The organism is Vogesella lacus, assembly GCF_979366295.1.
Genome location: NZ_CEETQT010000004.1, coordinates 41,077 through 65,483 on the forward strand (window position 1 = coordinate 41,077; position 24,407 = coordinate 65,483).

General features: G+C 61.9%; 23 protein-coding genes and 1 pseudogene. 7 read left to right on the forward strand and 17 right to left on the reverse strand.

Features of this window, described 5'->3' with window-relative positions; genetic code table 11:
• The 3 genes from kdpA to ACZ9W6_RS05980 form a co-directional block, all read right to left on the reverse strand.
• Positions 1-1,686 (reverse strand): potassium-transporting ATPase subunit KdpA, encoded by a 1,686-nt coding sequence (gene kdpA, locus ACZ9W6_RS05970; RefSeq protein ID WP_465190178.1) that lies wholly within the window; start codon positions 1,684-1,686, stop codon positions 1-3.
• On the reverse strand, positions 1,686-1,772 hold the full coding sequence (kdpF, locus tag ACZ9W6_RS05975; protein WP_465190463.1) for a K(+)-transporting ATPase subunit F: 87 nt from the start codon (positions 1,770-1,772) through the stop codon (positions 1,686-1,688). The genes kdpA and kdpF overlap by 1 nt, the downstream gene beginning before the upstream one ends.
• 265 nt (positions 1,773-2,037) lie before the next feature.
• Positions 2,038-2,493, reverse strand: a complete 456-nt coding sequence (locus ACZ9W6_RS05980; RefSeq protein WP_465190179.1) for an Lrp/AsnC family transcriptional regulator — start codon at positions 2,491-2,493, stop codon at positions 2,038-2,040.
• Between the two features lie 119 nt (positions 2,494-2,612).
• Here ACZ9W6_RS05980 and ACZ9W6_RS05985 point away from each other — a divergent pair, with 119 nt between their 5' ends.
• The gene (locus tag ACZ9W6_RS05985; RefSeq protein ID WP_465190180.1) at positions 2,613-3,521 is read left to right on the forward strand and encodes a DMT family transporter; all 909 of its coding nucleotides are present in this window, start codon (positions 2,613-2,615) and stop codon (positions 3,519-3,521) included.
• A 67-nt stretch (positions 3,522-3,588) separates the two neighbouring features.
• Here the strand turns inward: ACZ9W6_RS05985 and ACZ9W6_RS05990 are convergent, their stop codons facing one another.
• Positions 3,589-4,389, reverse strand: a complete 801-nt coding sequence (locus tag ACZ9W6_RS05990; protein WP_465190181.1) for a helix-turn-helix domain-containing protein — start codon at positions 4,387-4,389, stop codon at positions 3,589-3,591.
• Positions 4,390-4,500: 111 nt separating this feature from the next.
• On the opposite strand from ACZ9W6_RS05990, the gene ACZ9W6_RS05995 reads away from it, so the two are divergent.
• Positions 4,501-5,049, forward strand: a complete 549-nt coding sequence (locus tag ACZ9W6_RS05995) for a peroxiredoxin-like family protein (RefSeq protein ID WP_465190182.1) — start codon at positions 4,501-4,503, stop codon at positions 5,047-5,049.
• A 97-nt stretch (positions 5,050-5,146) separates the two neighbouring features.
• On the opposite strand, the gene ACZ9W6_RS06000 is transcribed toward ACZ9W6_RS05995, so the two are convergent.
• The 4 genes and pseudogenes from ACZ9W6_RS06000 to yiaY form a co-directional block, all read right to left on the reverse strand.
• Complete coding sequence (locus tag ACZ9W6_RS06000; RefSeq protein WP_465190183.1) at positions 5,147-5,788, reverse strand: DUF4377 domain-containing protein; 642 nt, start codon at positions 5,786-5,788, stop codon at positions 5,147-5,149.
• Positions 5,789-5,945: 157 nt separating this feature from the next.
• Positions 5,946-6,602, reverse strand: coding sequence for a methyl-accepting chemotaxis protein (locus ACZ9W6_RS06005; protein ID WP_465190464.1), 657 nt, complete (start codon positions 6,600-6,602; stop codon positions 5,946-5,948).
• Between the two features lie 159 nt (positions 6,603-6,761).
• Positions 6,762-7,937 (reverse strand): annotated as a pseudogene (locus ACZ9W6_RS06010) (FIST signal transduction protein); the annotation flags it as partial.
• Between the two features lie 150 nt (positions 7,938-8,087).
• Positions 8,088-9,236 carry an L-threonine dehydrogenase gene (yiaY, locus tag ACZ9W6_RS06015; RefSeq protein ID WP_465190184.1) on the reverse strand — a complete coding sequence of 383 codons (1,149 nt, stop codon included), beginning with the start codon at positions 9,234-9,236 and terminating at the stop codon, positions 8,088-8,090.
• 231 nt (positions 9,237-9,467) lie between these two features.
• On the opposite strand from yiaY, the gene ACZ9W6_RS06020 reads away from it, so the two are divergent.
• The 5 genes from ACZ9W6_RS06020 to ACZ9W6_RS06040 all read left to right on the forward strand — a co-directional run bounded on the left by ACZ9W6_RS06020 (position 9,468) and on the right by ACZ9W6_RS06040 (position 14,310).
• Complete coding sequence (locus ACZ9W6_RS06020) at positions 9,468-10,610, forward strand: FIST signal transduction protein (protein ID WP_465190185.1); 1,143 nt, start codon at positions 9,468-9,470, stop codon at positions 10,608-10,610.
• Positions 10,607-12,271, forward strand: a complete 1,665-nt coding sequence (locus tag ACZ9W6_RS06025; RefSeq protein WP_465190186.1) for a GGDEF domain-containing protein — start codon at positions 10,607-10,609, stop codon at positions 12,269-12,271. The genes ACZ9W6_RS06020 and ACZ9W6_RS06025 overlap by 4 nt, the downstream gene beginning before the upstream one ends.
• A 96-nt stretch (positions 12,272-12,367) precedes the next feature.
• On the forward strand, positions 12,368-12,775 hold the full coding sequence (locus ACZ9W6_RS06030; RefSeq protein WP_465190187.1) for a VOC family protein: 408 nt from the start codon (positions 12,368-12,370) through the stop codon (positions 12,773-12,775).
• Between the two features lie 23 nt (positions 12,776-12,798).
• Positions 12,799-13,659 carry a GGDEF domain-containing protein gene (locus ACZ9W6_RS06035; protein WP_465190188.1) on the forward strand — a complete coding sequence of 287 codons (861 nt, stop codon included), beginning with the start codon at positions 12,799-12,801 and terminating at the stop codon, positions 13,657-13,659.
• 255 nt (positions 13,660-13,914) lie between these two features.
• Positions 13,915-14,310, forward strand: a complete 396-nt coding sequence (locus tag ACZ9W6_RS06040; protein ID WP_465190189.1) for a helix-turn-helix domain-containing protein — start codon at positions 13,915-13,917, stop codon at positions 14,308-14,310.
• Between the two features lie 123 nt (positions 14,311-14,433).
• Here ACZ9W6_RS06040 and ACZ9W6_RS06045 read toward each other — a convergent pair whose 3' ends face one another.
• From ACZ9W6_RS06045 to ACZ9W6_RS06085, 9 genes are all read right to left on the reverse strand, one after another.
• Positions 14,434-16,467 carry a M3 family metallopeptidase gene (locus ACZ9W6_RS06045; RefSeq protein WP_465190190.1) on the reverse strand — a complete coding sequence of 678 codons (2,034 nt, stop codon included), beginning with the start codon at positions 16,465-16,467 and terminating at the stop codon, positions 14,434-14,436.
• Positions 16,468-16,677: 210 nt separating this feature from the next.
• The gene (locus ACZ9W6_RS06050) at positions 16,678-17,175 is read right to left on the reverse strand and encodes an ester cyclase (protein WP_465190191.1); all 498 of its coding nucleotides are present in this window, start codon (positions 17,173-17,175) and stop codon (positions 16,678-16,680) included.
• A gap of 49 nt (positions 17,176-17,224) precedes the next feature.
• The gene (locus ACZ9W6_RS06055; protein WP_465190192.1) at positions 17,225-18,661 is read right to left on the reverse strand and encodes a gamma-aminobutyraldehyde dehydrogenase; all 1,437 of its coding nucleotides are present in this window, start codon (positions 18,659-18,661) and stop codon (positions 17,225-17,227) included.
• Positions 18,662-18,672: 11 nt separating this feature from the next.
• The gene (locus ACZ9W6_RS06060) at positions 18,673-19,485 is read right to left on the reverse strand and encodes an ABC transporter permease (RefSeq protein WP_465190193.1); all 813 of its coding nucleotides are present in this window, start codon (positions 19,483-19,485) and stop codon (positions 18,673-18,675) included.
• A complete protein-coding gene (locus tag ACZ9W6_RS06065; protein ID WP_465190194.1) occupies positions 19,475-20,434 on the reverse strand; it encodes an ABC transporter permease in 960 nt (319 codons plus the stop codon). The genes ACZ9W6_RS06060 and ACZ9W6_RS06065 overlap by 11 nt, the downstream gene beginning before the upstream one ends.
• A 10-nt stretch (positions 20,435-20,444) precedes the next feature.
• A complete protein-coding gene (locus ACZ9W6_RS06070) occupies positions 20,445-21,455 on the reverse strand; it encodes an ABC transporter ATP-binding protein (protein WP_465190195.1) in 1,011 nt (336 codons plus the stop codon).
• A 100-nt stretch (positions 21,456-21,555) separates the two neighbouring features.
• Positions 21,556-22,713 (reverse strand): ABC transporter substrate-binding protein, encoded by a 1,158-nt coding sequence (locus ACZ9W6_RS06075; RefSeq protein WP_465190196.1) that lies wholly within the window; start codon positions 22,711-22,713, stop codon positions 21,556-21,558.
• A gap of 283 nt (positions 22,714-22,996) precedes the next feature.
• Complete coding sequence (locus tag ACZ9W6_RS06080; protein WP_465190197.1) at positions 22,997-23,902, reverse strand: LysR family transcriptional regulator; 906 nt, start codon at positions 23,900-23,902, stop codon at positions 22,997-22,999.
• A 191-nt stretch (positions 23,903-24,093) separates the two neighbouring features.
• Positions 24,094-24,318: a hypothetical protein gene (locus ACZ9W6_RS06085; protein WP_465190198.1), complete on the reverse strand. Its 225-nt coding sequence runs from the start codon at positions 24,316-24,318 to the stop codon at positions 24,094-24,096.
• Between the last annotated feature and the right edge of the window lie 89 nt (positions 24,319-24,407).

The following is a 24,407-nucleotide window of genomic DNA, read 5'->3' on the forward strand; positions in this document are numbered from 1 at the left end:
CTAGCGGCCAGCCCAGATGGCAAAGTGTTCGGCAACCGGGCCCAGCGCCAGCGCCGGGACATAAGTCAGTGCGCCGACCAGCAGCACGCTGCCGATCAACAGGCCGATGAACAGGCCGTTGTCGGTCGGCATGGTGCCCGCGCCCTGAGCCAGGGTTTTCTTGCGCGCCAGCGAACCGGCCAGTGCCAGTACCGGCACGATCACGGCAAAGCGGCCAAACCACATGGCGATGCCGAGCATGGCGTTGTAGTACGGTGTGTTGGCAGACAGGCCGGCAAAGGCGCTGCCGTTATTGTTGGCCGCCGAGGTAAAGGCATACAGGATCTCGGACAGGCCGTGCGCGCCGGGGTTGGCCAGGCCCGCGAGGCCCGGTGCCAGCAGCACGCTGGCGGCGGTACCAACCAGTACCAGCGTCGGCGTCACCAGAATCACCAGCGCCACCATCTTCATGTCGAAGGCTTCGATCTTCTTGCCCAGGTATTCCGGCGTGCGGCCAACCATCAGGCCGGCGACAAACACCGCCAGGACGGCAAAGACCAGCATGCCGTACAGGCCGGAACCGACACCGCCGAACACCACTTCACCCAGCTGCATCAGCCACATCGGAATCATGCCGCCCAGTGCGGTCAGCGAATCGTGCATGGCATTGACCGCGCCGCAACTGGCTGAAGTCGTCACCGCGATGAACAGGCTGGTTGCCGCCAGACCAAAGCGCATTTCCTTGCCTTCGAAATTGCCGCTATCGGCCACGCCCAGCGCGGTCAGGATCGGGTTGCCCTGCAGCTCGGCCGCCATCACCGCATAGGCCGCGCCGATGAACATCACGCTCATCGCCAGATAAATCACCCAGCCCTGACGCGGCTGGCGTGCCAGCTGGCCAAAGGTCACGGTCAGCGCCGCCGGAATCAGGAAGATCGCCAGCATTTGCAGGAAGTTGGCCAGCTCGGTCGGGTTTTCAAACGGATGCGCCGAGTTGGCATTGAAGAAACCGCCGCCATTGGTGCCCAAGAGCTTGATGGCTTCTTGCGAGGCCACCGGGCCCATCGCCAGGGTCTGCTCGTGGCCGGCGAGACTCTGGTAAGTCACATAGCCCGACAGATTTTGCAGCACGCCCTGGCTGACAAAGGCCAGCGCCAGCACGGTAGACAGCGGCAGCAATACATACAGCGACACGCGCAGCACATCGGCCCAGAAGTTGCCAAGGTCGGCACTGGCTTCACGCGCAAAGCCGCGCATCAGCGCAAAGGCCACGGCAATGCCGGTGGCGGCCGACAGGAAGTTCTGCACGGTCAGGCCCAGCATCTGCGACAGGTAAGACATGGTGGATTCGCCGCCATAGCCCTGCCAGTTGGTATTGGTGACAAAGCTGATGGCGGTGTTGAAGGCCGAGCCGGACTCGACACCGGCAAAGGCCTGCGGGTTCAGTGGCAGGCCGCCTTGCAGACGTTGCACCGCATACAGGGCCACGGCGCCCAGCACATTGAAAACCAGCACGGCCAGTGCGTACTGGCGCCAGTTCATGCCTTCATTGCGGATGCCGGCCAGTGCCAGCAGGCGAGCGTCAATGGCCTGCCAGCGGCCTGTCATTTGGCCGCGAGCCAGTGGTGCCATCGCGCGTCCCAGCGGCATGGCCAGCAGGGTCAGTACCAGCATGAAGATCATCAGTAACAAGCTAAATGGCAGCATCAATCCAGCTCCTCGGCATTCAACAGCGCATAGACCAGCCAGACGGCAAGGCCGACAGCCAGTACGGTGGAAATCCAGAGAATCATCGACGGGCACTCCCTTTGGCGAAGTGCTGGTGATAGGCCGACAACAGGCCATGGGTGACGACAAACAGCGCCCCCAGGCCAGCCAGCCAGATCAGGTCTTGCATGGTTTTGCTCCACGGTTTTACGGTGTTGTCAGCTTAGGCAGCCGGCCGTAAAAACCGTGGCAAAAGGGCTGGGCGGGGTGTAAATGCGGTATAAAAATGCGGCCGGGCTGCCCTTGGTGACGGGGCAGGCCGGGCCGCAGCATGGGCAGGGAAGCTTGGCCTCAGGCCGGCACGGCGGTGCTGTATTTGCAGGTGTTGATCACCACCAGCGAGTCGAACTCGCGCACATGCGGGTTGTTCATCAGGTGGGCGCGGGCGAAGCGCTCGAAATCGCTCATGTCACGCACCAGCACCATCAGCACGAAATCCTGGCGGCCGGTGACGTTGTAGCACTCCAGCACTTCGGGTGCGGCCTGCATCGCGGCGCGAAAGGCATCGACGATGGGGGCCTGGGCACGCTGCAGCTCGACATTCACCACCAGCCGCAGGGTGCGGCCGAACACGGCCGGGTCTACCAGTGCGACTTCCTTGCGGATGATGCCCTCGCTGCGCAGGCGCTTGAGGCGGCGGGTAACGGCGGTGGGCGACAGATTGACCGCCTCGGCCAGCACATCGTGGGTCTGGCGCGCGTCCTCCTGCAGCAGGGTCAGCAGCTTCAGGTCATAAGCATCGAGCATGTCAGTTTTCCTGCAAAAAAGTGAGTTGACGAGCAGTATCAGTGCATTTTGCTGCATGAAAACGCAGCAGGGCAAGGTGGCGGTTTTTTTACACTGGCGGCAATCGAAGGAGAATCCTGATGTCTGCTGCCAACCCTGCGCGCCGCCTTGCGGCCAACCTTGCCGGCTTTGCCGACAGCCGCTGGCTGCCGTATGCGCTGTTTGCCGGCCTGGTCACCATGTGGGCCTACAACTATGTGGTGATGAAAGTCACCCTGCAGGCCACCACGCCGATTACCCATCTGATCATCCGCACCACCATCGGCAGCCTGACGCTGTTTGGCGTGTTGCTGGCGCGTGGCCACGGCCTGCGCCCGCAGAATCTCAAGGCCAGCAGCAAGGTCGGGCTGATTACCACCTTCCTCTACGGCCTGGCGGTGACGCTGGCACTGGTGGCCGGTGCGGCCGGGCGGACGTCGGTGCTGGTGTTCACCATGCCGTTCTGGGTGGCGCTGCTGTCGGCGTGGCTGCTGAAAGAGCCGTTCTCGCCACGCGCCAAACTAGCGTTTGTCGCCGGCCTGGGGGGGCTGACGCTGATTGTCGCGCCGTGGCAGCTGCACGGCGGCGGCCTGTCGATGGCGCTGGCGGTGCTGGCCGGTTTCTTCTGGGCGCTGGGCTCGGTGCTCAGCAAGCAGGCCGCGCAGCAGGGCTCGCTCGACAGCCTGAATTTCTCCGGCTGGCAGGCGCTGATCGGCCTGTTGCCGCTGTATCTGTTGTTGCCGTTTGCCGACTTTGCCGGCATCCAGTGGTCGACGCAGTTTGTGCTGGGCATGCTGTACGCTGGGGTGTTTTCCAGCGCGGTCGGCTGGCTGGCGTGGCTGTGGCTGTTGCGCCGCCTGCCGGCCTCGACTTTGAGCTTCAATGCGCTGGTGATTCCGGTGCTGGCGGTGCTGATGGCGGCGCACAGCCTCGGTGAATGGCCGCACACGGCCGAGCTTGCCGGCATGTTGCTGATAGGCAGCGGCATCTTGCTGATTGCGCGGCGCTGAGTTTTTCCGGTTCAAAACAATGCGGCCAACCTTGGACAAGGTTGGCCGCATTGTTTTGTGTGCCCGTTCAGTGGCTGGCCTGCCGCCCCAGCGCGCGTGACAGTGCGGCGGTGCTGGCAAAGCCGGCGGCCTGTGCCGCACGTTTCAGCCCCTCGCCACGCTCGACATGGCGGCGCGCAATCGACAACCGCAGCTGGCCCAGATATTTGCCCGGCGTCATCGCCAGCCTTTCGCGAAAACGCACGGCAAAGCCGGTACGCGACAGGCCGGCGGTGTCGGCGAGGCGCTCCAGCGACCAGTCCTGCTGCGGCGCGCCGTGCATCGCCACCAGTGCGCGCGCGATGGCCGGGTCAGCCAGGGCGTGAAACAGCCGGTTGTCGGCGGCCGGATATTGCACGAGGTGGCGCAGCAGGGCGATGAACAGGATCTGCCCGGCATGGGCAAGCAGCGCCTGGCCACCGCAGCGCGGGCCGGCCAGCTCGGCGGCGATCAGCTGCAACACCTGCTGCAGGCCGGGCTCGACCGTGTGCAGTGCCAGCGCCTGTGCCTGCGGAAACTGTGCCAGCAACAGCGGCGCGGCCGGGCCATCGAGGCGCACGCGCAGACAGAACAGCGCGCCGCTCTGTTGTTGCAGCTGATGCGGCAGACTGGCCGGACACAGCAGGATGGCGGGGCCGATCAGGCTGTGCCAGCCACGCTCGCCGGCCTGCCATTGCCAGCGGCCATCCAGCAGCAGATGCAGATACAGCACCGGCTCCGGGCTGGCTGGCAGTTGCGCATCGCCCTGCGGTGCCGGAACGATTTCGCAGCATGGTGCCAATCCGGCCAGTAGCGCGGACAGCCTATCGAGGGGGCTTGTCTGACTCATCTTGTACTTTCAGCAATCATTTCTGAACAAATTATTGCCTATAGTGCAGCAAACTGTCAGCACTTTTTGTCGCCGGCCATCGGCTTGCGGCCAACCTTCGAGGAGAACTCCATGACTGTGACTGCACTGATGCCGCGCCAGGCGGTGCCTGCCCTTGATCTGCCGCTGCTGGGTGGCGGCCGTTATGTCCAGGGCCAGAATCCGGGCGAGCGTTTTGATTTGCTGGTGTTTTACCGTGGCCTGCACTGCCCGCTGTGCGCGACCTATCTGCGCGAGCTGGAAAAACTGGCCGGTGATTTCGCCGCGCGTGGCGTGAATATCGTGGCGATCAGCAGCGATGGCGAGGAGCGCACTGCGCAGATGGCCGACAAGATCAAGGCGCAGCAGCTGCGTTTTGCCTTTGACCTGCCGCTGGCGAGCGCGCGTGACTGGGGCCTGTATATCAGCACCAGCCGCGGCGTGACCTCGATCGGTCTTGAAGAGCCGGCGTTGTTCAGCGAGCCGGGCATCTTCATCGTGCGGCCGGATGGCACGCTGTACTACGGTGCGGTGCAGACCATGCCGTTTGCGCGGCCGTCGTTTGCCGATCTGCTGCTGGCCATCGATTTCGCCATCAAGCACGACTACCCGGCACGCGGCGAGTATCAGGGCGCGGTGTAAATCCCGCCCGGTCGGCTGATATTGGCGACAGCACAAAAAAACTGCGGCCAACCTTATGCAAGGTTGGCCGCAAGTCAGCTTTGCTGCGCAGGCGTGATCAGCGCGCCACGACTTCCTGCTCGATCACCATATCGAGCACCCAGCGCCTGTTGGGCGCATCGGCTGGCGGATTGGCCACCGGCACTTCGCGCACGCGCAGGCGGTAGGCGATGCCGGGCTCGGGCTTGAAGCCTTCGATCTCGCCGTAGAAGTGCTGCCACGGCTGATCCTTGCTGTCGCGCACCTGCAGGCATTGCATCGGTGCCACACCGACACAGCGCTGGCGTTCGGCGCCGACATAGATGAATTTCAGCGGATAGGCCGACAGGTCTTCCTGCGCCTTCAGCACCAGTTGTTGCTTGCCATCGCCGAGCAGCAGTTGTTCGCCCTGTTGGCGGATTGCCGGGCGGCTCTTCAGCAGCTCGCTCAGCTGACGGTCGCGCTGCATCAGCGCCTGGTCGCAAGCTTTCAGCGTGCTGGCCAGCTGGTCGACTACCAGCACGCCGTTTTCGATGCGGGCGGTGCCGAACATGGTATTGCAGCCACCGGAGACCGACAGACGGCCTTGTTTCAGTTCGACCTCGACGGTCGGTTCGTTCTCGTTGGCGCTTTTCCAGCGGCCGTCGAGTTGCGGGGTGGTGCTGGCGCAGGCGGCCAGCAAGGCGGTGCTGATCAGTGCGGAGTAGCGGCTCAGACTCATGCGGTTTCCTCCAGAATGGCCGGTTTAAGCCGGCAGATGAATAATCCATGCAGTCTGGATGGCGGGTCGGCAAGGGTCAAGCCGGCTTGGTTAACACTTGTCAACGCCGCCGGCTTTGTTAACAGTTACGGCCAGTGTTTTGCCTGGCCGCGCCAGTTTATTGCCGTTCGAGCTGCAAAATGGCTTCCATCTCGGCATCGACCACGCGCATGTGCTCGTACAGCTTGTGCGTCTCCTGCAGCATCTGTTCGATCTTGCGCTGATTGTCCTGCGAGGCGGCGGCCAACTGTTGCAGCGTGCTGCTCATGCCCTGCATGCCGCCGGCGAAATGGCCGACCTGATTGCCCATCTGGCGGATATCGCTGCCCACCGCCTGCACGCCGCTCATCACATTATCGACCGCGCCGCCGGTGGCATCGAGATTCGACTGGGTGTTGTTGGCGAGCTTGCGTACCTCGTCGGCTACCACGGCAAAGCCGCGGCCCGCCTCGCCGGCGCGTGCAGCCTCGATGGCGGCATTCAGCGCCAGGAGGTTGGTCTGCTCGGCGATTTTCTTGATCATCTGCATCACTTCGCCGATGCGCTGCGCGTCCTGTTCCAGCGAGCCGATGCGGCTGCGCACCTTGTCGCTGTTGGCCGCACTATCGGCAATATCGCCGGCAAAGCCGCCGATGGCGTTTTCGACTTCGCCAAGGCCGCTGACCAGCTGGCCGGTGGTGTCGCGGAACAGCGGCAGATTGTCCATCAGCTGGGCGGCAAACTGCTTGTAATCGGCGAGATTGCTGATGATCTGGCTCTTCATGCGGCTGATCATCTGCGCGCGTTCCAGCTCGCGGCGTTTGAAATAGCTGCCGAAGCTGGCGTAGTGCACGGGGAAGCGATCGACAAAATCATCGCGAAAGCCGCTGTCGGCCGGGTAGAAGAATACGGCGGTCAGCGTCTGGTTGATGTTGACGCCCAGCAGCTCGCCAAAGGTGGAAAAGCCGGCGGTCGGGATGTCGCCATAGACATTGGCCTTGGCCAGTGCGCCGCTATTGTTGAGGCGGCGCAGGATGCAGTCGTTGAGCAGGCCGCCGAGGGCGGGCGGCTTGCCCTGACTGAAGGCGGCAAAGTCGCTGCGTGTGCGTTCGGCCAGATCGACGCTTTGCAGCAGGTGCAGCTCTTCGCCAAAGGCCAGGTCGCAGGCGAACTGCAGATAGCCTTCCTGCTGATTGATGGCCAGCACCGAGCGCACGAAGATTTCGTCGTTGATGCGGATGCCGAAGCTGTATTGCTGCAAGGCTTGCGCCAGCTTGTCCGGCGTGGTGCGCATTGCCTCGGCCAGGGCCGGCAGCACCGGGCGCACCTTGCCGCTTTGCGCATCCAGCAGCGAATAGACACGGCGCAACTCGTTGCTGGCCTCGCCGATGGTGAAACGGGTGCCGGTGTCCTTGAAGTTGTGGCTCTTGAACACGCCATAGCGCTTGTCGGCCTGCAGACGGATGAACAGCAGCACGGCGTGGCCGTCGCGTACTTGCTGGCCGTCGTACAGCCGCGTCATCGAAAAATCCAGCGGGCCGCCGGCCGAGCCGCCAATGAACAGATACGGCAGTTGGCCGCATTCGTAGACGGCCTCCATCAGATAGCTCTCGCTATTGGACAGGCCGTCCACCAGGGTCAGCACAAAGCCTTCGTCGTGGCGCATGCTGAACGGCAGGCGGATATTGCCCAGCTGGCTTTTGAGCTTGGCGATGCGCTCGCTGTGGCTGTGGCGGATCTGGCCTTGCTTGATGTCCTCGCACGGCAGCGCAATGCTGGCGACGTGCAGATCGGCAATCAGGCTGTCGTCAAACAGCTGGTAGACCTGGCTTTGCCACTGGCCATCGGCCGGCAGATACAGCGTGTCGCTGCTCTTCTGGCTGCACAGCTCGCCGGCGGTGGTGGTGAGGATGATGCGCGCCTTGGGGAACAGCTGGCTCAGCGTGCGGGTGGTCTGTTCGAGATTGGTGCCCGGATTGACATAGCCCAGCAGCAGGCGGATGTGGCTGCCGGCATGGGCTTGCAGCGCGCGCTGGTATTGCTGGCTATCGGTACGGACGACGGTAATGGCCTGAGCGTTGCGGCCAGATTCTGTTTGCGTTGCAGCCTTGTTTTTCTTGAAGAACAGCATGGGGGCACCTGTGACTAGCCATGAATTGATGTCTTTATCATGACTATTTTGCCCATTCTGTATTGCAGTGCAGTAAAAAAAGCCACCTGACTTGAGACAAATCAGGTGGCTGCAAGGGCAGGACGAGCCCGCCGGTCAGTGTGAAGACGGTTACAGCGCGTTGCGGAAGATGGCTTCGATCTCGGCCTGGTTGGCCGCACGCGGGTTGGTCAGGCCGCAGGCATCTTTCAGCGCATTGCTGGCCAGGGTCGGGATGTCGGCTTCTTTTACCCCCAGCGCGGTCAGGCCGGCCGGGATGCCGATATCGGCCGACAGCTGGCGAATGGCTGCCAGCGCGGCTTCGGCGGCGGCCTCGGCGCTCAGGCCGGCCGTGTCTACGCCCATGGCGCGGCCAACGTCAGCCAGACGCGCGGCGCTGGTGGCGGCATTGAAGGCCTCGACGTGCGGCAGCAGCACCGCATTGCACACACCGTGTGGCAGATCGTAGAAACCGCCAAGCTGGTGTGCCATCGCGTGTACATAGCCGAGCGAAGCATTGTTGAAGGCCATGCCGGCGAGGAACTGGGCATAGGCCATTTGCTCGCGTGCCTTGATGTCGTCACCGTGGGCGACGGCCTGGCGCAGGTTGGCCGCAATCAGCTCGACGGCTTTCAGGGCGCAGGCATCGGTAATCGGGGTGGCGGCGGTCGAGACATAGGCCTCGACAGCGTGGGTCAGCGCATCCATGCCGGTGGCGGCGGTCAGGCCGGCCGGCTTGGCCAGCATCAGTGCCGGGTCGTTGACCGACAGAATCGGGGTGGTGTGCTTGTCGACGATGGCCATTTTGATGTGGCGTGCCTCGTCGGTAATGATGCAGAAGCGGGTCATCTCGCTGGCGGTGCCGGCGGTGGTATTGATGGCAATCAGCGGCAGCTGCGGCTTGGCCGATTTGTCCACGCCTTCGTAGTCGGCAATCTTGCCGCCGTTGGCCGCCACCAGCGCAATGCCCTTGGCGCAGTCATGCGGCGAGCCGCCACCCAGCGAGATCACGCAGTCGCAGTTTTTCTCGCGCAGCAACGCAAGGCCGGCTTCGACGTTGCCGGTGGTCGGATTGGGCTGGGCACCGGCAAAGACCGTGGCCTGGATGTCTTCGGCCGTCAGCAGGGCTACCAGCTGCTCGGCAACGCCGGCCTTGGCGAGGCCGGCATCGGTGACGATCAGCGCATGACGGAAACCGTAGCCGCGAATCGCGCCCATCGCCTGTTGCAGACAGCCTTCGCCCATCATGTTGACGGCCGGAATGAAGAAGGTAGTAGTCATGATGTATGCCTTTCTCGTGATGCCGGCATTGGCCAGACTGCTGGCGCTGCCCGCGTTGTAATGACTTCAGAATATGCCTGCCGCCCTTGTGATTCCTTGAGTTGTATCAGATTGGTATCAATCTATTTTTTGCGTAGTTCAGCGATGTTGGCCGCCGCGCCCGGGCATTGGCCAGCCAAGGCTTGAGCCATGACCTACAGTAAATCTGTGGTGTCTGTGCTGGGGGCAAACATGCAAGTAGAACAATATTTCTGGCAGGCACATCTGGGCTGGAAGCGGCATACACCGCTCAAGCTGGAGCGCGAGGCCGATCTGGTGCTGATCTTCGGCCAGCGCGACATGCTGGCGCGCGAAGACCTGCGCATGTCGATCGTGAAACGTTATCCGCACGCTTTGCTTGCTGGCTGCAGCACCGCCGGCGAGATCAACGGCACCAGCATCCACGATGATTCGCTGGTGCTGACGGCGCTGAGCTTTGCCACTACCCGTGTGCGGCTGGCACTGGCACCGCTGCATGCCAGCAGCGCGAGCCTCGCCGCCGGCAAGGAGCTGGCCAGCCAGCTGCTGGCCGATGACCTGAGCTATGTGCTGCTGCTGTCTGACGGTATGAGCAGCAATGGCTCCGAGCTGATACGCGGCCTGTACCAGCAGCTGCCGGACACAGTAAGGGTCAGCGGCGGCCTGGCCGGTGACGGCACGCGTTTTGGCCAGACCCTGCTGTTGGCCAATGGCCAGGTGATGTCGGACAGCGTGCTGGCCATCGGCTTTTATGGTGCTGACTTGCAGACCGGCCATGGCTCGGTTGGTGGCTGGGAGCCCTTCGGCCCGATACGCCAGATCACCCGTGCCGAGGGCAATGTGCTGTACGAGCTGGATGGCCAGTCGGCACTGGCGCTGTACAAGCGTTATCTCGGCCCGCAGGCCAACCGGCTGCCGTCGGCCGCGCTGCGTTTTCCGCTGAGTCTGCGTCACAGCGACGAGCCGGACGAGGTTGGCCTCACCCGCACCATCCTGAGCCTGGACGAAGACAGCCAGGCCATGGCCTTTGCCGGCGACATGCCGGAGGGGCGTTTCGTGCGGCTGATGAAATTCAATGCCGACCAGCTGGTCGAGGGCGCGGCACGGGCGGCTGAGGCCAGCTTGCTGCCGCAGCAGGTATATACCCTGCTGGTGTCCTGCGTCGGCCGGCGCATGGTGCTGGGCCAGCGCAGCGAGGAAGAGCTGGAGGCTGTGCGTGGCATTGTCGGTCCCTTGCCGGTGCTGTCGGGTTTTTATTCCTATGGCGAGATTTCGCCGCATATCTGCAGTGGCCGTTGCGAGCTGCACAACCAGAGCATGACCGTGACCACCTTTTGGGAGTTGCCCGCCAGATGACAATGCGTGACCCCGCCGGGCTGCATCCCTTGCTGCAAAGACAGCTGGAGCGTGCCCGCATCAGCGCTGATGCCGGCCTGCTGACTTTGCTGCAGGCGGTCAGCGAACACTATGTGCAGCAGGATGAGGATCGCGAGCTGCTGGAGCACACGCTGGAAGAGATGTCGCAGGAGATGACGGCGATCAACCGCAATCTGCGACAGGAACTCAAGGAGCGCCAGCAGGCAGAGCGCCAGCTGCTGCAAAGCCGTGCCAATCTGGCGCGCGCCCAGCGCATCGCGCGGCTGGGCAGTTTTGAATACAACCTCGAGACGCTGACGCTGAGCCTGTCCGAGGAAACGCTGAACATTCTGGGCGACAGCATCCGCCAGATTGCCAGTCAGGAAGATGTAATGCGGCTGGTGTACGAGGCCGACCGCGCGATGGTGTTGCGGGCGATTGCCAGCAGCATGGAAAGCAGCGAACCCTTCAATATCGATTGCCGCGTGCTGTTGCCGCAGCGCGGCTTGCTGTTTCTCAACTGCCAGGCCGAGCTGCAGCGCGAGGTTGATGGCTCGCCACGGCGGGTGTTCGGCACGGTGCATGACATTACCGAACGCAAACAGGTGGCGGCCTTGCTCGAAGAAAGCAATCGCCGGCTGGAACAAGGCCTGGCAGCGGTCGAGCTGCTCAATCGCGAGATGGGCTTGTTGTCCGACTTGTCGGCGGCCTTGCAGCGTTGTCAGGAGTTGAACGAAGCCGTCAATGTGATGCGCGACTATCTGCCACGGCTGTTTCCTGCGGTCAGCGGCGTGCTGTTTCTCGACCGGCGGCAGCGTGGCAGTTATGCGCGGGTGGCCAGCTGGGGGCAGGTGCCGATCAATACACTCGATCATTTCAACCGCACCGGTTGTCTGGCGCTGCAAAGACAGCATGCGCACCTGTTTTCTTTTGGTAGCGGCCAGGCCGCTTGCCAGCATGTGCTGAACGAGGACGACCACCGCATCATGTGCATGTGCGTGCCGCTGCAGGCGCAAGAGCAGCAGATCGGTGTCCTGCATCTGCAGAAAAACAGCCAGGACCCGGCTTGTCTGGTTGAAATGCAGACCCTGGCACAGGCGGTGTGCGAACAGGCGGCACTGGCGCTGTCGAATCTGCAGCTGCGCACGCGGCTGCATCAGCAGTCTATCCGCGATGCGCTGACCGGGCTGTACAACCGGCGGCAGCTGGATGCGAGCCTCGCCGAGATTTTCCGGCAGAACAGCTGGTGGCCGCTGGCATTGGTGATCCTCGATATCGATCACTTCAAGCAGCTGAATGACACGCGTGGTCACGATGCCGGCGACAGCGCCTTGCGCCAGCTGGCGCGGCTGTTGCGCGAACAGATTCGCCCGCAGGACAGCGCCTACCGTCTGGGTGGCGAGGAGTTCGTGCTGCTGATGCCCTTCATGACCGATGTGGCGGCATTCAGCCTGTGCGAAACCATTCTGGAAGAAATCCGCAATCACCCCTTTCATCATCAGCAACAGACGCTGGGGCGCATTACCGCCTCGATCGGCATTGCCGTTGCCGGCAATGATGGCACCGGCCCCGAGCGTTTGCTGAAGATTGCCGATATGGCCTTGTACCAGGCCAAGCAGTCGGGGCGAGACCGGGTGGTCTTGCTGGGCAGTGAAACATAGCGGCAAGGGCGCCAACATCGGTTGATGGCTTGCCGGATCGAACAAACGGATTGGCTCTTGCCCGGGTGGCGGGCCAAGGCCTTGAAGGGGTATTGCATGCAGCCTCGTTTGAGTTTTGTCACGCTGGGGGTCTCCAACCTGACCCGGGCCGTGACGTTTTATCGTGACATTCTGGCTTTGCCGCAGATTCCGATGCCGGATGGTGCCGATATCGCCTTTTTCGAGCTGGGTCAGACCTGGCTGGCGCTGTATCCGCGTGCGGCACTGGCCGAGGATGTCGGCGTGGCAGTCAGCCCGCCGTCGGTATTTCCGGGCTTCACGCTGTCACACAATGTGGCACAGCGCGATGAGGTCGATGCCCTGTTGCAGGAGCTGGCGGAAAAAGGCGTGGTGATTGCCAAGGTGGCCGAGGATGCGTTCTGGGGCGGACGCAGCGGTTATTTCCGCGACCCGGATGGCTATCTGTGGGAAGTCGCCTGGAATCCCGATTTTCCGCACGTCTAGACAGCCAGCCGGGAGAGGCTTACATGCGTGTCATTGTCAGGCGCTTATCCATTTTCCTGTTTTTCCTGCTGCTCGGGGATATTGCGATGCACGTGTTGGGTGTGCCGCATAGCAATGACTTTTACGGGGTACTGATAGGTTTTTTCCTGCTGCTCAGTGGCTGGCGTTTTCTCAAGAGTAACCATCAGATGCTGCGCTGGGTGTTGCTCAGCGGTGGCATGTTTTTCACTGGGCAATTTCTTGACTGGCTGGATGAATTCTTTCCCTTGTGGCCCGTAATCGATTTCATGGATGACTTCTTGCGTTCCACGGCCATGCTGATCATGGGCTGGGCGCTGTTTGACCTGATAAAACAGCAGGAGGTATTGCGTCACGAGCTGGAGCAGGAGGTGGCACTGAACAAGCGTCTGCATCAGGAGGCCGATTATCTGGCCTTTCATGATGAGCTGACCGGGCTGGGCAATCGTCGTGCGCTATTTCGCGAGCTGGCACGACAACATCGCGAGGCCGAATCCGGCCTGCTGTTTTATATCGATCTGAATGATTTCAAACTGCTGAATGATACCCGCGGACACGAGGCGGGAGACGAGGCGCTGCGCGAAGTGTCCCGTGCCTTGCAGTGGATGTCGGCCCGCGCTTACCGGCTGGGGGGCGACGAGTTCGTGCTGTTGCTGGATGCACAGCTGTCTTTGACCGAGCTGCGCGAGGACATCTTGCGGCTGACCGCCCATCTGCAACCGAACTTCGGTATCAGCGCCTGCATTGGCAGCGCCAGCTATTCTGCCGACGAATTGCAGCAACCGGACCTGATACTGGCCAGAGCAGATGCCTCGATGTATCGCGAGAAAGAAGCGCATCGGCAGCTACGTCGAGCCTGCAGGTAAATCATACAATTCACACAATTTGCATTGTATCGCCCGTGTGTTTTCATGTGTTGTTTGTATTAATTTGTGTGTGTATCCTTTGTGCAAATTATTAATACAGCAATCAATATATTGATTTTAAGTTGATTTGTCAGGTTGTTGTCGGCGAAGTGTTGTGTGTGTTGATTTTTCTCTGTGTTATTTAAGTGTGTGAATTGTATTTTATTTGTGTGCTTGTGGTATGATGCGATAAATCACGCACTGGAGGCAGTACAAATGGCAGTCTTGCCCGAATTGGAAAGCACGGAGTTCGCGGCCGCCCTGAAAGCGGTGCGCAAGCAATTGCGGCTGTCGCGTACCGCGCTGGCTGATCAGGTCGGGCTTTCCACTGCAGCGATCCAGCGCTACGAAGCACTGGATGCCAGCAATATCAAACCCAGCCGTGATGCCTACGAGCGCCTGTGCAAAGTGGTCGACACTCTGCTGGCACAGCAAGTCGAATTGCCTGCGGCCAACCTTGCCGCTCCGGTTGCGCCACGGCCGGCGGTGATTGCTGAAGAGATTGCGCCCAAGGCGCTGCCATCGGGCATTCTGCTGGCCGATGCCACGTTGGAGCAGCTGATTGCCCGTGCCAAGATGCTGGGTGCACGCAAGGTGACGATAGAATTCTGAGGCACGATTTGTGTGACAAATCGTGACATATGATGTATGAATGTATGTTTCGTGACGAAAGGCTGTCACGAAACATACAAAAAAGCCCGGGACCAGCCCGGGCTTTTTCATGGACAGCTTCGATCAGGCTTGCAGACCGCGCTTTTTCAGCATGGCGTTGGCCTGCGGGTCACGACCGCGGAAAGTGCGGAAGGCGGCCTTCTGCTCGCGGCTGTCGCCGGCGCTGTAGATATAGCGATACAGCTTCTCCGCCAGTGCCGGGTCAAACGGGTTGCCGGCTTCTTCAAACGCGGCAAACGCCTCGGCATCCAGTACCTCGGCCCACATATACACGTAGTAACCGGCGGCGTAGTAGTCACCCGAGAAGATGTGGCCGAAGTGTGGCGGACGATGATTCATACCGGCGGCAAACGGCACACCGAGACGCTCGCGCTCGGCCGCTTCGAAGGCGATGATGTCGATGCCGCTGCTTGCGTCAGCCTGATGCAGCGCCAGATCAATCAACGTCGAGGCAGCATAACGCACGGTCTCGAAACCCTGGTTGAAGGTTTCGGCGGCCTGGATCTTGGCCACCAGCTCTGCCGGAATCGCTTCGCCGCTTTCGACATGACGCGCATGTTTGGCGAGAATTTCCGGTACCAGCGCCCAGTTTTCCATCACCTGCGATGGCAGCTCGACATAATCCTGCGGCACGTTCGGGCCGGACAGGCTGCGGTAATGCACATCCGACAGCAAGCCGTGCAGGCCGTGGCCGAATTCGTGGAACAGCGTGCGCACATCGTCAAAGCTCAGCAGGGTCTGGCCGGCACCGGCCTTGGCGAAGTTGTTGTTGTTGATCACCACCGGCAGGGTACGGCCGCTGGCGTCCTTGCTCTGCTGGCGGAACAGATGCATCCACGCACCGCCGCGTTTGCCCTGACGCGCAAAGTTGTCGCCGATGAACAGGCCAATGACTTCACCGTTGCGACTTACTTCCCACAGTCGTGCATCAGCGTGATACAGCGCCACATCGCTGCGTTCGGCAAAGCTCAGACCGAACAGGCGGCCGGCGACGTCGAACATCGCGGCAATCATATTATCCAGCGCGAAGTAAGGCTTGATCTGCGCGTTGTCGAGCGCGAACTGGCTGACGCGCACTTTTTCGGCCAGATAGAACCAGTCCCACGGCTGGATATCGGTCGGCAGGCCAAGGCGTGCGGCCTCTGCGGCCAACATCACTTTTTCGCGCTCGAAGCTGGCCTTGGCCGGCTCCCACACCTGATCCATCAGCGCAAACACCGCCGCTGGCGTAGCGGCCATGCGGTCGGCCAGCGCGTAATCGGCAAAATTGGCATAGCCCAACAGCTGTGCCTGTTCCTGACGCAGGGCGAGGATTTCCTTCGCCAGTGGCGCATTGGCGCGTGCCGGATTCTCGCCGCGGCCAACCCAGGCACGCCACAGCTGTTCGCGCAGTTCGCGGCGGGTGGAGTAGGTGAGGAAGCCGATAATCGCCGAGCGCGACAGGGTAATCACATGGCCTTCCACACCGCGTGATTTGGCCGCGCCGCTGGCTACGTCCAGTACGAAAGCCGGCAGGCCGTCGAGCTGATCCGCGCTCAGCGGCAGGGTGTATTCGTTTTCGTCGGCCAGTACGTTCTGGCCGAAGGCGGTGGTCAGGTCAGCCAGGCGTGACACGATGGCGGCAAAGCGGCTGCGCGCCTCGCCTTGCAGCTTGGCACCGGCGCGCACGAACTGGCGGTGGATGCGCTCCAGCAGGCGCAGCTGTTCTTCGGACAGGCCCAGCGCCGCACGCTCGCGGTACACCACATCAAGGCGCTTGAACACGCCTTCGTGCATATAGATGGCGCTGCCGTGGGCGGCCAGTTTGGCCGCCATGTCGCTTTGCACCGCCAGCAAGCCTTCGCTGCCGACCGAGGCGACCAGATTGTCCAGCAACAGGCTGGCACGTTCCAGCAGCAGGCCGCTGCGCTCGAAGGCTTCAACGGTATTGGCAAAATCCGGCACATCAGGGTTGGCCGCAATGGCGTCGATCTCGGCCTGATGGTCGGCAAACAGCTGGGTGAAGGCAGGGGCAAACAGCGCCGGTTCGATGCTATCGAAAGGTGGCAGCTGGTGTGGGGTGTCCCAGCGCGGGGCAAGTAGCAGATTGTGGCTCATGGCAGGTGTGTGTCGTCATAAAATGGCGTCTGAGCGCCGATGGATAACTGTAACACCCAGCGAGATCAGGTGATACCGCGATGACGCATTCATGGGGCAGGGTGTCGTCAGCCTGCAAATTCCATTGCCCGTCGCCGGTGGCGGCCGCCGGCTGGTGATAAAAAAGGCCACTCCGTGGAGTGGCCAACACCCTTGCTGCCGTGAAGGGGTTTAGCGGACATTGCCCAGCTGTTTGTTGAGCGATAGCGCGTCGTAAAAATCGCCCTGATAGACGATCTTGCCGCTTTTTACCTGCATCAGGCTGACGCCGTCAAAGCTGATGGCCTTGCCGGTCGGTTTGCCGCCGTCGATGGTAGCGTCAATATTCGGCCCGGTATTGGTGCCGGAAAAGCGCCAGCGGAACGCGATCTGCTCGCCTTTTTCCACCGGCTCGCCCTGCATCTCCCATTTCAGGTCAGGGAAGCTGTTGAGGAAGAAGCGGATCACATTGTCACGCGCCACCACCACACCGTATTGCGATTCGCCCACCGTCACGTCGTAGTACTCGACATCCGGGTCCATCGCCATGGCGGCCTGATTGGCGTCGTGCGCGTTCCAGCCATCCATATACGCCTTGACCGCGTCCAGGGCGGCACCGGCGTGGGCCGGCAGACTGAGGCTGCCGCACAGCAGTGCAGTGGCCCACCAGCGCTTGTGTTTGCTACGCATATCGTCTCCTCGTTGTTGTGGCCGCGGCGTGCGGCCAACCTTGCCCGGCTTACTGCTTGATCATCACGTGGCGCACGCAGCTGTAGTCTTCCAGCGCATAAGCCGACATATCCTTGCCGTAGCCGGAGCGCTTCATGCCGCCGTGCGGCATCTCGCTGACCAGCATGAAGTGGGTATTCACCCAGGTGCAGCCGTATTGCAGCTCGGCCGACAGCTGCATGGCGCGGCCAACGTCGCGCGTCCACACCGAGCTGGCGAGGCCGTAGTCGGAATCGTTGGCCCAGCCGATCACCTGATCGGTGTCGTCGAACGGCGTCACCGATACCACCGGACCAAACACCTCGCGCCGTACGATCTCGTCGTCCTGGCGCGCGCCGGCAATCACCGTGGGCTGGTAGAAGAAGCCGGCACCGCTGCCCATCGCGCCGCCGGTTACCACCTCGATATGCGGCTGCTGCTCGGCACGCTCGACAAAGCTGGCGACGCGGCTGCGCTGGCGTTCGGAAATCAGCGGGCCCATTTCCACGCCGTCCAGATGCTGGTGGCCAACCTTGATGGTGGACACCGCGCTGGCCAGATCGGCGACAAAGCGCTCGTACACGCCTTTCTGCACATAGATGCGACAGGCGGCGGTGCAGTCCTGGCCGGCGTTGTAATAGCCGAAGGTGCGGATGCCTTCGACCGCGGCGGCGATATCGGCATCGTCAAAGATGATCACTGGTGCCTTGCCGCCCAGCTCCAGATGGGTGCGCTTGAGCGAGCGCGAGGCGGTTTCCAGCACGCGCTGGCCGGTGGAGACGTCACCGGTGATGGAGATCATGCGCACTTCCGGCTGCGAAATCAGCGGGCTGCCGACGGTTTCGCCACGGCCCAGTACCAGGTTGAAGACGCCTGGCGGCAGGATGGCGGCGGCCAGCTCGGCCAGCTTCAGCGTCGACAGCGGGGTCTGTTCGGACGGCTTGAGCACCACGGTATTGCCGGCGGCCAAGGCCGGCGCCATCTTCCACGCCGCCATCATCAGCGGGTAGTTCCACGGTGCAATCGACGCCACCACGCCCAGCGGGTCGCGGCGGATCAGGCTGGTGTGGCCGGGCAGGTATTCGCCGGCCAGCGTGCCGGTCTGCGCACGCACCGCGCCGGCAAAGAAGCGGAACACATCCACCACCGCCGGAATCTCGTCGGCCAGCGCCAAGTGATAAGGTTTGCCGCAATTCAGCGATTCCAGCCGCGCAAACTCCGGCCCGCGTGCCTCGATGGCCTCGGCCAGTGCCAGCAGTTTTTCGCTGCGCTCGCGTGGCGTGGTGCGTGCCCAGCTGCCGAACGCGGCCTGGGCGGCGGCTACCGCGGCCTGTACCTGTTCGGTACTGGCTTCGGCAATCTGGATGATGGTTTCGCCGGTGGCCGGGTTGATGATGCGTTCCGGTTCGCCCTGGCCATCGACGAATTCGCCGTTAATCAGCATGCGGGTTTGCAGTGTCTTTTCCATAGCGCTCTCGTTCATTTGCCGCTGCCGGCGATCTCTTCCGTGCCGCGGGTCAGGTAATAGGCTGCCAGTATCGGCAGGGTGGTAATCAGCATCACGCTCAGCGCCACCACATTGGTAATGGGCACATCACGCGGGCGGGCCAGCTGGTTCAGCATCCAGATCGGCAGGGTGATTTCGCTGCCGGCGGTAAAGGTGGTGACGATGATTTCGTCAAAACTCAGGGCGAAGGCCAGCATGCCGCCCGCCAGCAGCGCGGTGGCAATCTGCGGCAGCACCACATGGCGGAAGGTCTGCCACGGGGTGGCGCCCAGATCCTGCGAGGCCTCGATCAGGCTGTAGCTCAGGCGGCGAAAGCGTGCGATCACATTGTTGTAGATCACCACCACACAGAAGGTGGCGTGGCCGATGGCGATGGTCCAGAAGCCGGACGGAATATCGGCCAGCCGGAACGCCGACAGCAGTGCGATGCCGGTGATGATGCCGGGCAGGGCAATCGGCAGGATCAGCATCACGGTGATGCTGTCCTTGCCCGGAAAGTCGTGGCGGTACATGGCAGCTGCGGCCAACGTCCCTAGCCCCAGTGCCAGCACGGTGGCAAAGGCCGCCAGTTGCAGCGACAGGAAGATGGCCTGCATCACGTCGTCGCGGGCAAAGGCGGCGGCAAACCACGCCAGCGTGAAGCCCTTGGGTGGAAAGCTGTAGCCGGCGCTTTCGGCATTGAAGGCGTACAGCATGATCACGGCAATCGGCAGGAACAGAAAACCGATGCCACCGAAGGCGAGCAGGCGCAGCCACCACGGCGCGCGGTCTTGATCAGAGTGCATCGAAGGCTCCCAGTTTGCGTGCGCCGGTCAGGTACAGCGCGATAATCACCACCGGCACCACAGTAAAGGCCGCGGCCAGTGGCATATTGCCGATCGCGCCCTGCATGGTGTACACCATCGAGCCGATAAACAGGCCGGACGGGCCGATGATCTGCGGAATGATGTAATCGCCCAGCGTCAGCGAGAAGGTGAAGATCGAACCGGCCACCACCCCCGGAAACGCCAGCGGCAGAATCACATGGCGGAAGGTCTGCGCGCCGCTGGCACCCAGATCGCTGCTGGCCTGCAGCAGATTGGCCGGTACCCGTTCCAGCGCCGCCTGGATAGGCAGGATCATGAAGGGCAGCCAGATATAGGTGAACACCGTGAAGCGCCCCAGATGCGAGGTGGCCAGCGAGTTACCGCCGACCAGCGGTAATGTCATCAGCCATTCCACCACGCCACCCAGCCCCAGGTGCTGGTAAGCCCAGTAGACGATGCCATCCTTGGCCAGCAGCACGGTCCAGGCATAGACCTTGACGATGTAGCTCGCCCACATCGGCAGCATCACCGCCACGTAGAAAAAGCCCTTCTGCCAGCCACGCGCATAGCGCACCATGTAATAAGCCAGCGGGAAGGCCAGCACTGCTGCGGCCAAGGTCACCGCCGTGGCCATGCTCAGCGTGCGCAGCACCACATCGTAATTGGCCGGCTGCAACAGCAGACGGTAGTTAGCCAGCGTCAGATCGCTGCTCACCGACATGGTGAAGTCGTCGAAGGTGAAAAAGCTTTGCAGCAGCAAGGTGGCCAGCGAGCCGAAATACACCACCAGAAACCATAACAGCGGCAAGCCCAGCAGCAAGACCAGCTGCAGGCCGGGGCGGCGGTACAGTGCGATACCCAGCCGCTGCCACAGACCGGCGATACCGGCAGGCGGCGTGGCGGCGACAGGAAGCGAAGCAGACATCATGGCATCCTCCTCAACCGGCCAGCGGCAACATCGCCTGACGCGGCCAGGCCAGTGTCAGCATGCTGCCGATAACTTCGGGCTGAGCCTGGGCGTGGCTGTCGTTGGGCAACACCATGCTGATGACCTTGCTGCCGACCTCGACTTCGTAGCGGCTGCTGGCCCCCAGATACTGGATGTCCAGCAGTTTGCCGGCCAGCAGCACCACGTCCTGATCGTAAGGCGTGGCCGGGCGAATGCGTTCCGGCCGTACCGCGAAAGCCTTGCCACCCGGCGTCAGCATCGCGGCCAACTCGCCCTCGAACACGTTGGCCGCACCGACGAAATCGGCAACAAAGGCTGTCGCCGGCTGCTGGTACAGCACTTGCGGCGCGGCAATCTGCTCGATGCGGCCCTTGTTGAATACGGCCACGCGGTCGGACATCGACATCGCCTCGCCCTGATCGTGCGTTACATAGATAAAGGTGATGCCCAGCCGGCGCTGCAGCGCCTTGAGCTCGGTTTGCATCTGCTCGCGCAACTTGAGGTCGAGCGCGCCCAGCGGCTCGTCCAGCAGCAGTACGCGGGGCTGCAGGATCAGCGCCCGTGCCAGCGCCACGCGCTGACGTTGGCCGCCGGACAGCGCCGCCGGCTTGCGCTGGCCATACTGGCCGAGCTTCACCAATTCCAGCATTTCTTCGGCGCGGCGATAGCGTTCGGCCTTGGCCACGCCCTTGAGCATCAGGCCGTAGGCGACGTTGTCTAGCACACTCATGTGCGGAAACAGCGCGTAATCCTGGAACACGGTATTTACTGCGCGCAGATTGGGCGGCAGGCCGGCGGCCTCTTGCCCGAAGATGCGGATGGAGCCGGTGCTGGGCTGCTCGAAGCCGGCAATCAGCCGCAGGCTGGTGGTCTTGCCGGAGCCGGACGGCCCCAGCATCGAGAAAAACTCGCCCTCGGCAATCTCGAGGTGGATATCGTCAACGGCGCGCACCTGATCATAGTGGCGGCTGACATGCTGAAACTGGACGGCAATAGACATGTGGGGCTCCCGCTGCGCCGTGTTGGCGCACGGTTTGACTGGCTGCCGTCAGCCGCATAAGGCCGACGGCAGCATTGCTTCACGTGAAACAGGGGCTGACTCAGCGGCCACCCATGATGGCGATGTAGTCGCTGGTCCAGCGGCTGTAAGGCACGCAAGTACCTTGCGAGGCGCAGCTGGCGATTGGCGTCTTCCAGAAACGGATCTGGTTGAAACGGTCAAAACCGTTGTCCTGACAGAAGTTGCTGCCGCCCGGTGCCTTGGTCTTGCAGGCATCGGCAACCACCGGGTTCGAGCCGAACCACTCGGCGAGGCCGGATTGCAGCTTCTTGTTCAGCGACCACTCCATCCACTTGTAGGCGCACACCGTGTTCTTGGCCTGGGCATGCAGCATGGTGGTGTCGGCCCAGCCGGTGGCGCCTTCTTTCGGGATGGTGCCGGCGACCGGGAATTTCTCGGTCTGCAGCGTGTTGATGGTGTAACCCCAGGCGCTGGAGACGGCGACGCCTTCTTTCTTGAAGTCATTCATCTGCACGGTCACGTCGTGCCAGTAACGGTGGGTCAGCTGCTTTTGCTGGCGCAGCAGCTTCAGCACTTCGGCGTACTGGGCTTCGTTCAGCTCGTACGGGTCCTTGATGCCCAGCGCCGGATTCTTGTTCATCAGGTACAGCGCGGCATCGGCGATGTAGATCGCGCCATCATAGGCCTGCACCTTGCCCTTGTTGGCCTGGCCATTCGGCAGCTTGCCCGGCTCGAACACCACCGACCAGCTGGTCGGCGCGCTCGGGAACACCTGGGTGTTGTACATCAGGAAATTGGCACCCCACTGGTAGGGTGTGCCGTAGACCTTGCCGGCCACATTGAACCAGCTGCCGTTTTTCACGCGCGGATCCAGCGTGTTCCAGCTCGGGATCAGTTTAGGGTTGATCTCCTGCACCTTCTTGCCATAAATCAGCCGCAAGCTGGCATCGCCAGAGGCGGTCACCAGATCGTAATTGGGCGAATTCATCAGCGACACCATCTCGTCCGAGGTGGCGGCCGTTTTCACATTGACCATGCAGCCGGTGTTCTTTTCAAACTCGCTGACCCAGTCGTAATTCTTGTCGGTGTCCCCGCGCTCGATATAGCCGGGCCAGGCGATGATATTGAGTTTGCCTTCCGGCTTGCCCAGGCTGGTGGGCGGGGCGGCAAAGACGGGGCTGGCGACCAGACTGCTACAGACAGCGGCCCAGGCAAGGGCGTGCAGGCGATGCTTCATCTCGGTTCTCCTTGGCAGATCGGCGCAAATCACCATGCGCTCTTGGGATGTGCTGCATTCTAGGAAGCGGGTTTTCACCCGACCAAGGCAGCTTGCCCAATACGGTCTATCGGAAAAACCGCATACTGCAGCACTGTGCACCGCCAAGCCGCACGCCGTCGGCAATGCACTGCAGCATTTCACTGCCTTGGTGCCAGCAAACTGTCTGCAAGGATTTGATCAAACGGAATTTCAGATGGCAATAACAGCAATATCTGAAATTCCGAAAGCTCGGCGGCGGGCTTTAGTTGTGATTGCGCGTGTATTCGCGGGCGACGGTCAGGAAGTTTTGTGCGGTTTCCGCGACTTTGGCACCGCGACGCCATGCCAGCCCGACTTGCAATGAAGGGGTTTTTTCCATCAGCTGGCGTACCTCCAGCCGGTCGCCATCCAGCGACCACGGCCGGTACAGCAAGTCCGGCATCACCGCGAGGCCGGCACCGGTCGCCACCAGGCTGCGCAAGCCCTCTACCGAGCTGGTGCGCACCGCCATGGTTGGCCGCAAGCCCTGGCTGCGCCACAGCGCGGTGGCCACGTCTTCGAGCTCGTCCAGCTTCAGCGTGACCAGCGGCTGCTGCGCCATCTCGCCCACCGCGATGCTGCCCAGCTCCAGCAGCGGGTGATTCACCGGCAGCCACAACCGGTAGGCCGATTCCAGCAGTGTTTCGGCCTCCAGCGCCTGACGGTTGGCCAGATTGGAGACGATCAGCACCCCGACATCCAGCTCGCCATTGACCAGCAGATGCTCGATGTACTCGCGCTGGTCTTCCACCACGCGCACCTCGACACGCGGAAAGGTATTGCGGAAACGGTCGAGCAGATAGGGCAGGAAGTAGCCGCACACCAGGCTGGTGACGCCGATATTGAGCTGGCCGCTGACCGTATCAGGCCGCGCGCGCATCGCCTCGCGCGCATTGCGCACCGAGGCCAGAATCTGGTGCGCATGGCGCAAGAACTGGTAGCCGGCATGGGTGAGAATCATGCCGCGGGCGTGGCGCTGGAACAGCGTGGTGCCCAGCTCGGTCTCCAGCGCCCGTATCGCCTCGGTGACCACTGACTGCGACACATTGAGATCCTGCACCGCTCCCGATATCGACTCCGCCTCGGCAACCGCCACGAAATAGCGCACGTTTTTCAGCGTGATAGCCACGTCTCTCTCCCTTGTTGTAAGTGGCCGGTTACGCCCGGCTCTGTGCTGACACTTTACATCATTGGATAGTGAGGGCTGAAATTGAAGGCAGCCAGCCTGACTGACGGTTGGCCGCAAACCGGTGAGGGCATTTGCCGCACAGTCTTGCCGGATAGTTGCGGCCAACCTTGGCAGATGACGATGGCGCTGTGCTAATCACCCTTCCCGGGCAGTCTTGAAGTGTCTTTTACCCGCAAAGACAAAATCAACATCGCAAGAAACGCGTAGAAAACAAAATCAATATCCAGGCTGGCGCGTTCGCCTGTGAAGTAAGAAAACATTTCATTTCCTTTCAATAGCAGCAGCATCACGAACGCACTGATAATGTTGTAAATGGAAATCGAAACTTCAAACTTGCCGATTTGAAAGAGGGTCATTTGGCGTCAAGCTCGCAGGTGATGAACGGTGTTTGGCACAGTGGCAAGGGTTGGCCGCAAACCCGACAGCACTTGCGGCCAACCTTCCT